The organism is Protofrankia sp. CiP1_Cm_nod1, assembly GCF_920888515.1.
Classification (GTDB): domain Bacteria; phylum Actinomycetota; class Actinomycetes; order Frankiales; family Frankiaceae; genus Protofrankia.
Map to the genome: position 1 here is coordinate 1 of NZ_CAKKTM010000210.1, position 14,585 is coordinate 14,585.

General features: G+C 70.4%; 13 protein-coding genes and 1 pseudogene. 12 read left to right on the forward strand and 2 right to left on the reverse strand.

Annotated elements, in window-relative coordinates:
• The 11 genes and pseudogenes from NBX02_RS09600 to NBX02_RS23040 all read left to right on the forward strand — a co-directional run.
• Positions 1 to 746, forward strand: a 746-nt coding sequence (locus tag NBX02_RS09600; protein WP_250290988.1) for an acyl-CoA dehydrogenase family protein, incomplete at its 5' end; no start/stop codon positions are given.
• A gap of 73 nt (positions 747 to 819) precedes the next feature.
• Positions 820 to 1,986: an acyl-CoA dehydrogenase family protein gene (locus NBX02_RS09605; RefSeq protein ID WP_250280847.1), complete on the forward strand. Its 1,167-nt coding sequence runs from the start codon at positions 820 to 822 to the stop codon at positions 1,984 to 1,986.
• On the forward strand, positions 1,986 to 2,735 hold the full coding sequence (locus tag NBX02_RS09610) for an SDR family NAD(P)-dependent oxidoreductase (RefSeq protein ID WP_250280845.1): 750 nt from the start codon (positions 1,986 to 1,988) through the stop codon (positions 2,733 to 2,735). The genes NBX02_RS09605 and NBX02_RS09610 overlap by 1 nt, the downstream gene beginning before the upstream one ends.
• The gene (locus NBX02_RS09615) at positions 2,735 to 3,937 is read left to right on the forward strand and encodes a thiolase family protein (RefSeq protein WP_250290990.1); all 1,203 of its coding nucleotides are present in this window, start codon (positions 2,735 to 2,737) and stop codon (positions 3,935 to 3,937) included. The genes NBX02_RS09610 and NBX02_RS09615 overlap by 1 nt, the downstream gene beginning before the upstream one ends.
• Positions 3,934 to 5,163 (forward strand): acetyl-CoA hydrolase/transferase C-terminal domain-containing protein, encoded by a 1,230-nt coding sequence (locus tag NBX02_RS09620; RefSeq protein ID WP_250290993.1) that lies wholly within the window; start codon positions 3,934 to 3,936, stop codon positions 5,161 to 5,163. The genes NBX02_RS09615 and NBX02_RS09620 overlap by 4 nt, the downstream gene beginning before the upstream one ends.
• Before the next feature lie 59 nt (positions 5,164 to 5,222).
• Positions 5,223 to 6,152 (forward strand): hydroxymethylglutaryl-CoA lyase, encoded by a 930-nt coding sequence (locus tag NBX02_RS09625; protein ID WP_250290994.1) that lies wholly within the window; start codon positions 5,223 to 5,225, stop codon positions 6,150 to 6,152.
• A 130-nt stretch (positions 6,153 to 6,282) separates the two neighbouring features.
• Positions 6,283 to 7,041 (forward strand): SDR family oxidoreductase, encoded by a 759-nt coding sequence (locus tag NBX02_RS09630; RefSeq protein WP_250280838.1) that lies wholly within the window; start codon positions 6,283 to 6,285, stop codon positions 7,039 to 7,041.
• 146 nt (positions 7,042 to 7,187) lie between these two features.
• A complete protein-coding gene (locus NBX02_RS09635) occupies positions 7,188 to 7,970 on the forward strand; it encodes an enoyl-CoA hydratase-related protein (RefSeq protein WP_250290996.1) in 783 nt (260 codons plus the stop codon).
• Positions 7,971 to 8,122: 152 nt separating this feature from the next.
• The gene (locus NBX02_RS09640) at positions 8,123 to 8,659 is read left to right on the forward strand and encodes a helix-turn-helix domain-containing protein (RefSeq protein ID WP_250290998.1); all 537 of its coding nucleotides are present in this window, start codon (positions 8,123 to 8,125) and stop codon (positions 8,657 to 8,659) included.
• Between the two features lie 11 nt (positions 8,660 to 8,670).
• Positions 8,671 to 9,456, forward strand: a pseudogene (locus tag NBX02_RS23035) (enoyl-CoA hydratase/isomerase family protein); the annotation flags it as partial.
• 111 nt (positions 9,457 to 9,567) lie between these two features.
• Positions 9,568 to 10,383, forward strand: coding sequence for an enoyl-CoA hydratase/isomerase family protein (locus tag NBX02_RS23040; RefSeq protein ID WP_445548344.1), 816 nt, complete (start codon positions 9,568 to 9,570; stop codon positions 10,381 to 10,383).
• A gap of 256 nt (positions 10,384 to 10,639) precedes the next feature.
• On the opposite strand, the gene NBX02_RS09650 is transcribed toward NBX02_RS23040, so the two are convergent.
• The gene (locus NBX02_RS09650) at positions 10,640 to 11,545 is read right to left on the reverse strand and encodes an SDR family oxidoreductase (protein WP_250290999.1); all 906 of its coding nucleotides are present in this window, start codon (positions 11,543 to 11,545) and stop codon (positions 10,640 to 10,642) included.
• A 251-nt stretch (positions 11,546 to 11,796) separates the two neighbouring features.
• Entirely contained in the window at positions 11,797 to 12,594 is a 798-nt protein-coding gene (locus NBX02_RS09655) for an enoyl-CoA hydratase-related protein (RefSeq protein ID WP_250280833.1), read from the reverse strand.
• 679 nt (positions 12,595 to 13,273) lie between these two features.
• Between NBX02_RS09655 and NBX02_RS09660 the strand changes: the two genes are divergently transcribed.
• On the forward strand, positions 13,274 to 14,585 hold a 1,312-nt coding region (locus NBX02_RS09660; protein WP_250291006.1), incomplete at its 3' end, for a cytochrome P450.

Below are 14,585 nucleotides of genomic sequence, written 5' to 3' on the forward strand. Positions count from 1 at the left end.
AGCCCGGCCCGGTCGTCGAGGTGGGGGCCGGCCGGGCCGGCCTGGACGGCGGGGACGGTGGGGACGGCGGGGTCCTGCGCGGCACCGTGCGGTCGGTGCTCGGCGCGGACCGCGCCCGGCAGCTGATCGTCCCGGCGGGCACGGCCGCGGGGCGGGCGTTGTTTCTGGTCGACGCCGGCACCGAGGGGGTGGGGATCAGGGCCCGTGAACTGCTGGACCGCAGCCGCTCGGTGGCGGACGTGGATCTCGCCGACGTCCCCGCCCGGCGGCTGGGCGCCGACGCCGAGCGGGTGCTCGCCCAGGCCGCGCTGCGGGCGGCCGTTCTCGTCGCCGCCGACAGCCTCGGGGCCGCGGAGCGCATGCTGCGTCTCGCGGTGGAGTACAGCAAGCAGCGGCGGCAGTTCGGGGTCCCGATCGGCTCGTTCCAGGCGGTGAAGCACGCGGCCGCCTCCATCCTGGTCGCGGTCGAGGCCGCCCGCTCCGTCGTCTACTTCGCCGCGGTGTCCGTGGACCAGGGGCACGAGGACGCGGCGCTGCACGCGGCGACCGCGAAGGCGCAGGTCACGGCCGCCGGTGAGCAGGCGGCCGACAGCGCGCTGACCATGCACGGCGCCATCGGCTACACCTGGGAGCACGAGCTGCAGCTCGCCTACAAGCGGGCGAAGCTGAACAAACGGCTCTTCGGCGCGCCGGGCGTGTGGAACGAGCGGCTGGCCGCGGCGCTGCCGCTGCTGCCCGTCGCCTGATACAACTTTTTGGTCTGTCCTTTGATACAATCAATCCAAAATCTGTCGTGCCTGGCCGAACAGGAGGCCTGCCGTGGACTTCGACCTGACAGAGGACCAGGCGACGATCCGCAAAGCCGTCGCCGAGCTCGCGAGCAAGTTTGACGACCAGTACTGGTTGGAGAAGGACTCCGCACACGAGTTCCCGACCGAGTTCTACGACGCGTTCGCCAAGGGCGGCTGGTTAGGGATCACCACGCCCGAGGAGTACGGCGGTCACGGCCTCGGCATCACCGAGGCGTCGATCCTGCTTGAGGAGGTGTCGGCAGCCGGCGGCGGCATGAACGCCGCGAGCTCGATGCACCTGTCGATCTTCGGGATGCACCCGGTCATCGTCCACGGCTCGGACGAGCTCAAGCAGCGCAACCTGCCCCGCATCGTCAACGGTGACCTGCACGTGTGCTTCGGGGTCACCGAGCCGGGCGCGGGGCTCGACACCACGCGCATCACCACGTTCGCCCGCCGGGACGGCGACCACTACGTGGTCAACGGGCGCAAGGTGTGGATCTCCAAGGCGCTGGAGTCCGAGAAGGTCCTCCTGCTCACCCGGACGACCAGGTACGAGGACGTGCAGAAGAAGACCGACGGCATGACCCTCTTCCTGACCAGCCTCGACCGCAACGCGGTCGACATCCGGCCGATCAGGAAGATGGGGCGCAACGCGGTCAGCTCGAACGAGCTCTTCATCGACGACCTGCGCGTTCCGGTGGAGGACCGGGTCGGCGAGGAGGGCGCGGGGTTCCGCTACCTGCTGGACGGGCTGAACCCGGAGCGGATGCTGATAGCCGCCGAGGCGCTCGGGCTGGGCCGCGCCGCGCTGCGGCAGGCCGTCCGCTACGGCAACGAGCGCGAGGTGTTCGGCCGTCCCATCGGCAAGAACCAGGGCCTGCAGTTCCCGCTGGCCGACTCGCTGGCCCACCTCGACGCGGCCGAACTGGTGCTGCGCAAGGCGACCTGGCTCTACGACCAGGGCAAGCCCTGCGCCCGGGAGGCGAACACCGCCAAGTACCTGTGCGCCGACGCCGGTTTCCAGGCGGCCGACCGGGCGCTGCAGACGCACGGCGGCATGGGCTACTCCGAGGAGTACCCCGTCGCGCGCTACTTCCGGGAGGCGCGGCTGCTGCGGATCGCCCCGATCAGCCAGGAAATGGTCCTGAACTATCTCGGCCCACACGTTCTCGGTCTGCCCAGGAGCTACTGATGTTCGGTTTGCACGGCCGCTCGGCACTGGTGACGGGGGCGGGCAGCGGGATCGGGGCGGCGGTCGCGGAGGCGTTCGCGGCCGCGGGTGCCGCGGTCCTCGTCTCCGACATCGACGAACAGGCGGCGAAGTCGGTGGCGGAACGCATCCGCGCCACCGGGGGCACGACGGACTCCTTCGCCCTCGACGTCCGCGACGGCACGGCCGCCGCCGAGGCCGCCCGGCGCGCGGCGGCGCTCGCCGGCGGCACCCTGCACATCCTGGTCAACAACGCCGGCGCGATCGCACCGGCGATGTTCCCCGACCTCACCCAGGAGGCGTTCCGCCGGATCATCGACATCCACCTGGTCGGCAGCTTCGTGTGCAGCCAGGCCGCCCTGCCGTACCTGCCCGAGGACGGCAGCGGGCGCATCATCAACGTGACCTCGGCCGCGGGGCTGCAGGGCACGATCGGGCAGGCCAACTACGGGGCGGCGAAGGCCGGCATCATCGGCCTGACGAAGTCGCTGGCCAAGGAGCTCGCGCGGCGCAACGTCACGGTCAACGCGCTGGCCCCGCTGGCGGCCACACCCATGACGCAGAACATCCGCAGCAACGAGAAGCTGGCGAGCAAGACGCTGGCGAGAATCCCGCTCGGCCGCTGGGCGCAGCCGGCGGAGATCGCCGGCAGTTTCGTGTTCTTCGCCTCCGACGCGGCCGCGTACATCACGGGCCAGGTGCTGCCCGTCGACGGTGGAACGGTGATGTGATGACCAGGACGACCACGAGCCCCTTCCTGCGCACCGGCCGCGAGGTGCTGATAGCGGAGGCCGTCCGCACACCCATCGGCAGGTCGCACCCGGAGCGGGGCTGGTACCGCGACACCCACCCCAACGCGATTCTCGCCGCCTGTTACACCGAGCTGATCGCCCGTAGCGGTATCGCTCCCGACGTGGTCGAGGACCTCGTCATCGGCTGTACGGCGCCCTTCGGCGAGCAGTCGCGCAACATAGGGCGCAACGCCTGGCTGCAGGCCGGCTACCCGCCGGAGGTGCCCGCCGTCACCCTCGACCGGCGCTGCGGGTCGGCGCAGACCGCGCTCGCCATGGCGGCCGCGCTGATCGGCTCCGGCACGCACGACGTGGTCATCGCCGGCGGCGTCGAGCACATGGGGCACGTCCCCATCAACTCGCCGGGCAGGATCTCCGAGCTCTACGGCGACCCGTGGCCGCTTCAGCTGCGCGACCGGTACTCCTTCGTCCACCAGGGCGAGAGCGCCGAGCTGATCGCGGACCGCTGGCAGATCAGCCGCACGGAGATGGACGAGTTCGCGGTGCGCTCGCACCAGCTGGCCGTCGCGGCGCTCGACGAGGGCCGCTTCGCCGCCGAGATGGTGCCCCTGGAACTGGCGGGGGAGACCCGTAGCAGCGACCAGAGCATCCGGCCGGGCACCAACCTGGAGACGCTGGCCGGCCTGAAGCCCTCCTTCCGCCCGGAGGACGGGCGCATCACGGCCGGCAGCTCGTCACCGATCTCCGACGGCGCCGCCGCCGTGCTGCTCGCCTCCCGCCCGGCCGCGCAGCGCCACGGCCTGAAGGTCCGGGCCCGCGTCCTCGACCAGACCACGGTCGGGGTCGACCCGGTCATCATGCTGACCGGCCCCATCCCCGCCACGCGCAAGCTGCTCGAGCGCAACGGGCTCACGATCGACGACATCGACCTGATCGAGATCAACGAGGCGTTCAGCTCCGTGGTGCTCGCCTGGGAACGCGAGCTCAAGCCCGACATGGACCGGGTCAACGTCAACGGCGGGGCCATCGCGCTCGGGCATCCCGTCGGCGCCACCGGCTCGCGCCTGGCCGCCACGATCCTCGCCGAACTGCAACGGCGCGACGCCGAGCTCGGCCTGATCACGATGTGCTGCGGCGGCGGGCTCGGCACCGCCACCCTGGTGCAGCGGCTCGACGGATGATCGATCTCACGAGGTACCTGGCGCCGGGTGCCGGTGTCTGGTGGGGCCAGGCGAGCGCGGAACCGCAGCCGCTGGTGCACGCGCTGCTCGACCAGATCGACCGGCTCGGCCCGCGGCGCGCCTTCTGCGGGCTGAGCTGGGACGAGCGGCTCACCCGGGAGCTGCCCGAGGCGCTGCGCCTGGTCTCCTACGGCGGTCTGGGCGAGTTACGGGTGCTCAGCCGCGCCGGGCGCCTCGACGTGCTGCCGTGCCACTACTCCGCCCTGCCGCGGATGTTCGCCGAGGGGCATCTGCCCCGCGACGTCGGCTTCGTCCAGGTCTCGCCGCCGGACGCCGACGGCACCTGCTCGCTCGGCATCGGCGTGGACTACGCCGCCGACGCCGTGGCGCACACCCCCGTGCTGATCGCCGAGATCAACCAGCGGATGCCGGCGACCGTCGGCACGCCACGCATCCCGCTGCGCCGGTTCGCGGCCGTGGTGGAGACCGACCGTCCGCTGCGGCAGGCGCCCGAACGCCCGCCGGACAGCACGGACCAGGCCATCGCGCGCAACGTCGCGCAGCTCGTCGAGGACGGGAACACCCTCCAGATGGGTGTCGGCCCGCTCCCGTCCGCGGTCCTCGATGGCCTTGTCGGCCACCGGGACCTCGGCTTCCACTCCGGGATGATCTCCGATGGCATCCTGCGCCTGGTCGACAAGGGCGTGCTGACCGGGGCGCGCAAGGAGATCGACCGGGGTGTCATCGTCACCGGCGCGGCGCTCGGCAGCACCGAGCTGTACGAGCGGCTGGCCGGCCTGCCGGTCGAGTTCCGCCCCGCCAGCTACACGCACGCCCCGGCGACGCTGGCCCAGCTGCGTTCGCTGGTGTCGGTCAACTCGGCCATCGAGGTCGACCTGACCGGGCAGGTCGGAGCCGAGGTACGCCGCGGCGTCCTGATCGGGGCGGTCGGCGGCCAGGTCGACTTCTCGCGGGCGGCGGCACTGACCGGGACCCGTTCCATCATCGCGCTGCGCGCGCGCTCCGGGGATCGGTCCACGATCAGGCCGGCTCTTCAGGCGGGCGTGGTGACGACCTCCCGGTCGGACGTGGACGTGGTCGTGACGGAGTACGGCGCCGCGCACCTGCGCGGCTGCGGCCTCGCGGAACGAGCCCGGCGCCTGATCGCCATCGCCGCGCCGGAGCATCAGGAAGCCCTCGAGCGGGCCGCCCTGGAGAAGTCCTGAAGCAGCCGGGTAAGGCCCGCGGCGAAGCGGGCCGCACAGAACGGAGAGGAGCCCGAACAATGAGCACGCACCGCCCCGACCATGTGCACATCCGGGAGGTCGGCCCACGGGACGGTTTCCAGAACGAACCGGAACGCATCGCCACCGACAACAAGGTCCGGCTCATCAACGCCCTGGGCCGGGCCGGCTTCAAACGGATCGAGGTGGCCAGCTTCGTCCGCCCGGACGTGATCCCGCAGCTTGCCGACGGCGTGCAGGTGCTGGAGAGCATCGACGTGCCCGACGACGTGTCGCTCATGGTCCTCGTCCCGAACAGCAGGGGGCTGGACAACGCGCTGAAGGTGCGCCACCTCTTCCACGAGGTCGCGGTCTTCGTGTCCGCGTCGGAGACGCACAACAAGAAGAACGTCAACCGCACCGTCGACGAGACGATGGCCGACAACGACGTCATGGTCGGCCGGATCCGGGCGGAGGGGCTGAAGTGCGCCGCCGTCATCGCGACGTCCTTCGGCTGCCCGTACGAGGGCAGGATCGAGCTGAAGCGGGTGCTGGACCTCGCGGAGCGGTTCGCCGAGGCGGGGGCGACCGAGATCGGCTTCGGTGACACCACCGGGATGGCCAACCCCGCGTACGCCGGCGAGTTCTTCACCGCGGCGCTCGAGCGGCTGCCCGGGACCGAGGTCACCGCCCACTTCCACAACACGCGGGGGCAGGGGCTGGCCAACGCGTTCGCCGCGCTGGAAGCCGGCTGCGCCAGCTTCGAGTCGAGCTTCGGCGAACTCGGCGGCTGCCCCGTCCCGGCCGGGTCGACCGGCAACATCGCCACCGAGGACCTGGTGAGCATGTTCCACGAGATGGGCGTGGCCACCGGCCTGTCGCTGCCCGCGATCATCGAGGCGGCCCGCGAGGCGCAGTCGGTGCTCGGCCGCACCCTCACCAGCCACTCGATCATCGCCGGGCCGGTCAACTGGCCGTCCAGCGCCGCCTGAGGCTTTCCCGCCGGCACAGCGGAGCCCCGCCGGCACAGCGGAGCCCCGCCGGCACGACGGAGCTCCGCCCGCACGGCGAGCTCCACCGGCACGGCGAACACACGACACGACGAGCACAGCGGAGACAAACATGAGCAATCGGGTCGCCTTCGTCACCGGCGGCGCGCAGGGCATCGGCGAAGGCATCTCGCGGACGCTCGGGGCCAAGGGCTTCCAGGTCGCCGTCGCCGACCTCAACTTCGAGGCGGCGCAGGCCACCGCCGCGGCGGTCACCGCCGCCGGCGGCAGGGCCATCGCCGTCCACGTGGACGTGACGGACACCGCCTCCGTCCAGGCCGGGGTGAAGGCGGTGACCGGCGAGCTCGGCCCGGTCGAGATCGCCGTGAACAACGCCGGCTGGGACGACTTCCTGAAGTTCGTCGACACCACCGAGGAGTTCTGGGACCGCATCCTGGAAATCAACTTCAAGGGAGCGCTGCGGGTCACCAGGACCGTGGTGCCCGGCATGCTGGAGCGGGGCTGGGGGCGCGTCATCAACATCGGCTCCGACGCGGGCCGGGTCGGCTCCTCGCTCGAGGCGGTGTACTCCGGCGCCAAGGGCGGCATCATCGCCTTCACCAAGACGCTCGCCCGCGAGGTGGCCACCAAGGGCGTCACCGCGAACACCGTCTGCCCCGGCCCCACCGACACGCCCGCCCTGCGCAAGTTCGCCGACAACGCCGGCCAGGACGCCGAGAAGGTCATCGCCGGGATGACCCGGTCGGTGCCCCTGCGCCGCCTGGCGCAGCCGAGCGACGTGGCGGCGGCCGTCGCGTTCTTCGCCTCCGACGAGGCCGGCTACATCACCGGTCAGACGCTGTCGGTCAGCGGCGGGCTCACCATGGCCTGACCGGCCCGCCGGCCCCGCCGGCCCGGCCGGGGACGTCCCACCCGGAAAGATATCCACCCGGAATGGCAGGCGGCGGCCGGCGCCCGTTCCACGGGCCGTGTTCGTGGCCACCGCGGATCCACAAGCTGTTGAATGAGGATGACACAATGCCCGACCCTGGTAGCACGGCCGTCAGATGGGATCGTGTGGCGGACGGCGTTCTGCGTGTGACGCTGGAGCGGCCGCCCGCGAACGCGCTCGGCAGGCCCATCATCGAGGGGCTGGCCGCCGCGCTGGACGAACTGGACGCGGCGGGCAACGTCATAACCGTCGTCACGTCCGCCATTCCGGGTTTCTTCGCCGCCGGCGCGGACATCAAGCACATGTCCGCGGTGGACGCCGAGTCCTTCCTGGCCTATGGTGACGAGCTGCGCGGCGTGCTCGACCGGCTCGCCGCGCCGGACCGCATCACGATCGCGGCCATTGACGGGCTGGCCCTCGGCGGCGGGCTTGAGCTCGCGATGGCGTGCACGCTGCGGGTCGCCGGGGCCGGGGCGCGCCTCGGCCTGCCCGAGGCCAGGCTCGGCCTGATCCCCGGCGCGGGCGGCACCCAGCGGCTGCCGCGGCTCGTCGGCCGTGGCCGGGCCCTCGACATCATGCTGACGGCCAGGCAGGTGCCCGCGCCGGAGGCCCACGCGATCGGCCTGGTCGACCGGCTCGTCGAGCAGGGGCAGGCCGAGCAGGAGGCGCTCAGGCTCGCCGCCGAGCTGCGCCGGCTGTCGCAGCCCGCCCTGCACGCCGTGGTCCGCACGGTCGACGCCGCGTTCGACCTGACGTTGCCGGCGGGCTTCGCCTACGAGGTCACCCAGGAACAGGAGCTGTTCGAGTCGGGCGAGGCGAAAGAGGGGCTGGCGGCTTTCCTGGAGAAGCGTCCGCCGAAATTCGTCTGACACCCCGGCCCGGTCGGCCGGCCGGGCCCCCGCCGGGGCGGCCCGGTATCCGTGAACAGCGGTGGATGGATGTACTTCTCGGAGTTTGGCGGGATTTTTCCATGGCAGTGAACCGTTATACGCTGACCGACGAACAGAGATCAGAGCTGATTATGCTGGTCCGCGGTCCGGTCGAGGAACGGGCGGTTGCCGACCGGGCGCGGATGGTGCTGTGGTGGGATGAAGGCATGCCGGCCCGCGCGATAGCCGCTCTGCTGCGAGTGTCGCCGCCCACCGTGTATCTGTGGCCGGCCCGTTTCGCCAGATTCGGGATCGAGGGGCTCTACGACGCGCCGCGGCCCGCGCCGCCGCCGGTTCATGACGGACGGGTGCGGGCAAGGATTCTCGCACTGGCCCGGCAGTCGCCGCCCGCGGAGACCGGGCTGCGGCGCTGGTCGAGCCGTGCGATGGCGCGGTACCTGCAGCGCTGTGAGGGAGTCGTGGTGTCACATACCTTCATCGCCGACCTCTGGCGGGAGAACAATCTTCAGCCGTACCGGACGGGGACCTTCGGGCCGCCGGCCGGCCCGGCCCCGCGGACACCGGACACCGCCACCGCCACCGCCACCGCCATCGCCACCGCCACCGCCACCGCCACCGTCGACCAGCTCCAGCGCTTATCACGTGGCGGGATGCACACGAACAGCTGAGGGGAAGAACTGTGGGGAGCATCGAGGAGGCCGCGTTCGAGACCATCCTGGTCGAACGCCCCTCGGACGGCATCATCGTCGCGACGCTGAACCGCCCGGAGCGGCTGAACGCGATGACGGTGCGCATGTTCGAGGAGCTCGAGGACCTGGCCCTGGCGGTGGACGGCGACCTCGACGCGCGCGTCCTGATCCTCACGGGCGCGGGGGACCGGGCCTTCTGCGCCGGCTACGACCTCGACGACGCCGAGGAGCTGTCGAGCCTGTCGCCCATGGGCATGCTCGTACGCCAGGAGCGCGCCGCCCGCGCGCTGGCGACGCTCCGGTCGGTCCGGATCCCGGTGATCGCGGCGCTCAACGGCACCGCCGCGGGCGGCGGGATGTCGCTCGCGCTCGTCGCCGACATCCGGCTGGCCACGCCGTCGGTGAGGTTCAACGCCGCCTTCGTACGCATCGGCCTGTCCGCCGGGGACATGGGCGCCTCCTGGCTGCTGCCGCGCATCGTCGGGCCCGCGCTCAGCGCCGACATCGCCTATACCGGGCGTTTCGTCGAGGCGCAGGAGGCCGAGCGGATCGGCCTGGTCAACAGGATCGTCCCGGCGCAGGCCCTGCTGGCCGAGGCCGTCGCCATGGCCGAGGTCATCCGCGCCAGCCCGGCTGGCGCCATCCAGCTGTCCAAACGGTCGCTGCAGGCCAACATGGAGGTGTCCTCGTACCCGGCCGCCCTGGAGCTGGAGAACCGTGGCCAGGTGGTGCTCACCAGGGACGAGGAGATCGGCTTCCCGGCGGCCCTCGACGCCCTCGGACGGGAGTACGCCGACGCGCAGGAGCACACCGGCGCTCCTGTTCCCGGGCTGGCCGTTGCCCGGCCGGTGACGAGAGATCGGACCAACAGTGGGGAAGGCGGTTTCATGCTCCAGTTCGAGCCACCGAAGTTGGAGACGCTGACGCTCGAGCCCCTGGCGGGCGGCAGCGTGCTGCTGACGGTCAACCGTCCCCACCGGATGAACTCGCTGACGGTCAAGATGTTCGAGGAGTTCAACACCGTCGCCCACGCCCTGCGGGACACCGACGCCAGGGCGCTGATCCTCACCGGGGCGGGCGGCCGCGCGTTCTGCGCGGGCTTCGACCTCGACGAGATCGGCGTCATCGCCACCATGGGCGTGCGTGAGTTCCTGCGTTTCCAGGAGATCGCGGCCGGGGGTTTCGCGGCGATCCGTGCCCTTCCCTTCCCCGTGGTCGCGGCCATCCACGGGGCGGCCTCGGGGGGCGGGCTGGCGCTCGCGCTCGCCGCGGACATCCGCCTGGTCGCGCCGACCGCCAAGTTCAACGCCCCGTTCGTCCGGCTCGGGCTGTCCATCGGGGACCTGGGCACCTCGTGGCAGCTCACCCGGCTGGTCGGGCCCGGGCGGGCGGCCGAGATCGCCTACACGGTGCGTACCGTCGAGGCCGAGGAGGCGGTCCGCATCGGGCTGGCGAACCGGCTCGTGCCGTCGGAGACGCTGCTTGAGGAGGCGTTCACGGTGGCGAAACAGATCGCCGGCAACTCGCCCGCCGGTATCCGCATGTCCAAGCGCGCGCTGCAGCACAACCAGGAGAACGCCTCCTTCGCGGCGGCGCTCGAGCTGGAGAACCGCGGCCAGGCGCTGCTGACGCGCGGTGAGGACATGACCGAGGCTCTGACGGCGTTCAAGGCACGCCGGCCGCCACGGTTCACCGGCAGGTAGGGGACGCGGGCCGGGGGACGCGGGCCGGGGGACAGCAGGCCGGGCCAGGCGCCGGCAGCTGTCCCGGCCGGGCTGTCCCCCGGCTGCCCGAAAAACAGGGGAGTAGAAACGGGAAAGCAGCGACGAGAACCCGGAAAGACAGCGGAACGCCCCCGGATAATCGCCGTCCGGGGGCGTTCCTCCGGTTTCTGGGGAAAGTACCGTTTATGTGGGGGGACGGTGCCCCGAAGAAATGGGCGGAGCGGAGGGGATACCGTCAGACGTCGCGCTGGGCCTTGCTCTGCGCGCTCGCCAGCTGGCTGCGCTCGCGGATTTCGGACCAGTCCTGGTCGCTCAGGGTGGTCAGGCCCGCGAACGTCCCCGGGCCGGCCAGTTTCTGCCCCCCGTCCATCGCGATCGTCTCGCCGGTGAGGTAGTCGCAGGCGTCCGACAGGAGGAATATCACGAGGTTCGCCAGCTCCTCGACGGTGCCCACGCGGCGCATCGGGATCTGGTCGGCCTGGGTCGCCCCGACCGAGCTCCTGTCGGTGGGGTTGAGCATCTCCCAGGCGTAGTCCGTCGGGATGGGCCCGGGCGCGAGGGCGTTGAGGCGGATGCCGTAGCGGGCCCACTCGACCGCCAGCGACATGGTCATGGCGTGCACGGCGGCCTTGCCCATCGCGGAGGGGACCACGAACGCGGAGCCGGTCCAGATCCAGGTGGTGAGCATGGACAGCACCGCCCCTGGCAGCCCCTCGGCGATCCAGCGGCGGCCGGCGGCGTGGGTGGTGTTGAAGGAGCCGTTCATCACGGTCGAGCTGACGGCCTCGAAGGCGCGTGCGCTCAGGCTGGCGGTCGGCGCGATGAAGTTCGCCGCGGCGTTGTTGACGACGCTGGTCAACGGCCCGTACTGGGACCAGATCCCGTCGATGGCCGCGTCGACGAGATCCGCCTTGCGCACGTCGACCGTCTGCACGTGGACGCTGCCCGGCCGGGAGGCCGACGCCTGCGCGGCGGCATCCTCCAGGACGGCCTGCCGGCGCCCCCACAGATGGACCTCGGCGCCGTGCTGCACCAGGTGGGCCGCCACCCCCCGGCCGAGGCCGGTCCCACCGCCGGTGATGAGAACCCGTTTTCCCAGCAGCACGTCTGGCGAGTAGATGGACTTCGAGCTGTCAGCCATGGGTGGTCCCTTGTCGGCTCTGGTGGCCCTGCGCAGCCCCGGGGAGCTCTGATGGTCTCCCCGGGGGGGCTCTGTCGGCGTTGGCGGTGCTGCCCGGTCACGCACCCGCGGTCACAGCGGGCCGGAAGCCGCTCCCGCGGCACCGCGGTGCTGTCTGTCTCGTGCGCGGTGCCGCGGACGGGCCTTCGGCTGCCCGGTACTCCAGTTGCTCCGGTACTCCAGTTGCTCCGGTATTTTAGTTGCCCGTTACTTCAGTTGCCCCGGTACACGGAGAAGTCCGGCGGGCGCTTCTCGTTGAAGGCGGTGATGCCTTCCTTGGCCTCGGGGGACTCACCGAACAGCTTGAGGCTGGAGTACGCCAGCTGCCCGATTCCCGCGAAGTGCTCGGTGTCGGTGTTCAGCGACTGCTTGAGCACCTTGAGTGAGGTGGGCGACAGCAGGAGGATCTCATCCGCCCAGGCGCGGACCTCCGCCCGCAGCTGGGCGGCCGGGACCACCTTGTTGACCAGGCCCCAGTCCGCGGCCTGCTGGGCGCTGTACTGGCGGCAGAGGAACCAGATCTCGCGGGCTCGCTTCTCACCGATCACGCGGGCGAGGTAGCCGGTGCCGAAACCGGCGTCGAACGAGCCGACCCGCGGGCCGTTCTGGCCGAAACGGGCGGTCTCGGACGCGATGCTGAGGTCGCACAACAGGTGCAGGACGTGGCCGCCGCCGATGGCGAAACCGTTCACCGCCGCGATGACGGGCTTGGGCACGTCACGGATGACCCGGTGCAGGGCGTCCACCTCGAACAGGCCGCTGTCCGACGGGCCGTAGTCGCCGGTCTCCAGGCGCTGTTTCTGGTCACCGCCGGTGCAGAAGGCTTTCTCGCCGGCGCCGGTGAGAGCGATGACGCCGACCTCGTCGCTGGCCCAGGCGCGCTTGAAGCTTTTGATCAGCTCGTCGACGGTGCGGGCCCGGAACGAATTGTAACGCTCCGGCCGATTGATGGTGATCCAGGCCAGGCCGTTTTCGACCTTGTACGTCACGTCAGTGAACTGGTCGTCCATTGAACCGATGACCCTCTTCGATCAGGAAGCGAGCAGGGGTGCTGCTCGTCAGGGAGTAGATGACATGATCTTCCTGGCTGCCCGCCCGGAAAACGCCGGCCCGCCGGAGGGCAAATGTACTGGTACGAACGGCCTTTTTCAAGGCGCTGTCGGGCCTGGCAATTGAACACCACTGACGGGAGACAGGAATTACCTCCAAAGGGGGACCGGAGCCATGGCTCAGGTGGGTGCCGCCCTCGCCAGGAGTGATCAGCCGCTGTCAGACGGGTCCGGCAGCGGGCCGGCCGGCCGGGTCGCCGGGGCCTCGTCGCACCGTCCGCGCACGCCGTCCGGTGGGGGTGGGGCTCTTTCGGTTCCGTCGGGTCGGCGGGGCTTCCTCCCGCGTCGCGGGGTTCTCCGTCATGGACGGATGGCCCCGCGACCGGGCAGTTGGTAACGCAGGGAAATTTTTCGATCACTATATGTTCCTAAGGTGGTACCTCAGGTATCCGCAAGGGGTACGAGGATTTCCCCTATGGGTGATGCAGGACACAGTTTGGCCGCCTACCGTTGACCCGACCGGGCGCCAGTGTCGTCGCCTGCGGTTCGCCTCTGGGCGGCGTCGACAGGGAAGGGGGGTTGTCGATCATCTTCCCACCTTCGGTGGATCTGGATTAAAGATCATGTATGAGGAGAGCTCATGGTCGCGGTCGCACCTGTGAACACCCGTCCGATACCGGACGAGATTGCCCGTCAGGTCGTCTTACCCGAGGGGCATATCGACGAGGACAGGCTGTTCGCCGCCTACCAGTGGCTGCGTGAGAACAATCCGCTCGGTCAGGTCAGGGTGGCGGGCTACGATCCGGTCTGGCTGGTCGCCAGGCATGCCGACATCATGGAGATCGAGCGGCAGCCGGACATCTTCACCAGCGGTGGCGGTGTCCAGCCGGGCTCTCACAACCCGATTCTGCAGAACCAGGCCGGTGACGAGTTCACCAAGAACCTCACCGGTGGCAGCCTGCGCATTCTCGACGCGCTCCCCTACCTTGACCCGCCGGAGCACACCGCGGTCAAGGACGTCGCGGTCGAATGGTTCCGCCCCGCGAACCTGAAGAAGTGGGAGGACACCATCCGCGAGCTCGCCCGGGAGGTCATCGCCAGGTTCCTGCACCCCGGCGAGAACAATATCGACTTCGTCAGGGAGTTCGCGCTCTTCTACCCGCTGCACGTCATCATGACCCTTTTCGGCGTGCCCGAGGAGGACGAGCCGAGGATGATGGCGCTCAGCCAGGAGTTCTTCGGCACGGAGGACCCCGAGGCGCGCCGGGAGGATGTCGAGGCGCTCACTCCGGAGGCGGCCGCGCAGCAGTGGTCCGCGGCGATCAGGGACTTCTACGCCTACTTCGACGTGCTGGTGGAGGACCGGCGGAAGAACCCGAAGGACGACCTCGCCACGATCATCGCGCTCGCGAAGGGGGAGGACGGCGAGTACTATCCGAAGGGGTTCGCCTACGGCTGGTTCATCGCGATCGCCACCGCCGGTCACGACACGACGTCGAGCACGCTCTCGGGAGCGCTTGAGCAGCTCGCGCTGCATCCCGACCAGCTCAAGAGGGTCCAGGATGATCTTTCGCTCGTCCCGCACCTGCTCAACGAGGCGCTGCGCTGGGCGTCCCCGGTCAAGCAGTTCACCCGGCAGGCCACCGAGGATTACACGCTGAACGGAAGCGAGATCAAGAAGGGTGACCGGCTGATGCTGCTGTACCAGTCGGCCAACCGCGACGCCGAGGTGTTCGACGATCCCGACACATTCCGGATCGACCGCCGGCCGAACAAGCACATCGCCTTCGGCTACGGCCCGCACATGTGCATCGGCCAGCACGTGGCCAAGCTCGAGCTGAGGATCATACTCGAGGAGCTGCTGCCGCGTATCGGGAAGATCGAGCTGACCGGCGAGCGCAAGGTCGTCCAGACGAACTTCGTCGGCGGGCTGAAGAAACTGCCGGTACGTC

What these genes read in the sequence shown, in the direction of transcription:
- NBX02_RS09610 (WP_250280845.1), top strand. Translation starts at nt 1,986, where the DNA reads ATGTTCGGTTTGCACGGCCGCTCGGCACTGGTGACGGGGGCGGGCAGC.
- NBX02_RS09615 (WP_250290990.1), top strand. Translation starts at nt 2,735, where the DNA reads ATGACCAGGACGACCACGAGCCCCTTCCTGCGCACCGGCCGCGAGGTG.
- NBX02_RS09620 (WP_250290993.1), top strand. Translation starts at nt 3,934, where the DNA reads ATGATCGATCTCACGAGGTACCTGGCGCCGGGTGCCGGTGTCTGGTGG.
- NBX02_RS09625 (WP_250290994.1), top strand. Translation starts at nt 5,223, where the DNA reads ATGAGCACGCACCGCCCCGACCATGTGCACATCCGGGAGGTCGGCCCA.
- NBX02_RS09630 (WP_250280838.1), top strand. Translation starts at nt 6,283, where the DNA reads ATGAGCAATCGGGTCGCCTTCGTCACCGGCGGCGCGCAGGGCATCGGC.
- NBX02_RS09635 (WP_250290996.1), top strand. Translation starts at nt 7,188, where the DNA reads ATGCCCGACCCTGGTAGCACGGCCGTCAGATGGGATCGTGTGGCGGAC.
- NBX02_RS09640 (WP_250290998.1), top strand. Translation starts at nt 8,123, where the DNA reads ATGCTGGTCCGCGGTCCGGTCGAGGAACGGGCGGTTGCCGACCGGGCG.
- NBX02_RS23040 (WP_445548344.1), top strand. Translation starts at nt 9,568, where the DNA reads ATGCTCCAGTTCGAGCCACCGAAGTTGGAGACGCTGACGCTCGAGCCC.
- NBX02_RS09650 (WP_250290999.1), bottom strand. Translation starts at nt 11,545, where the DNA reads ATGGCTGACAGCTCGAAGTCCATCTACTCGCCAGACGTGCTGCTGGGA.
- NBX02_RS09655 (WP_250280833.1), bottom strand. Translation starts at nt 12,594, where the DNA reads ATGGACGACCAGTTCACTGACGTGACGTACAAGGTCGAAAACGGCCTG.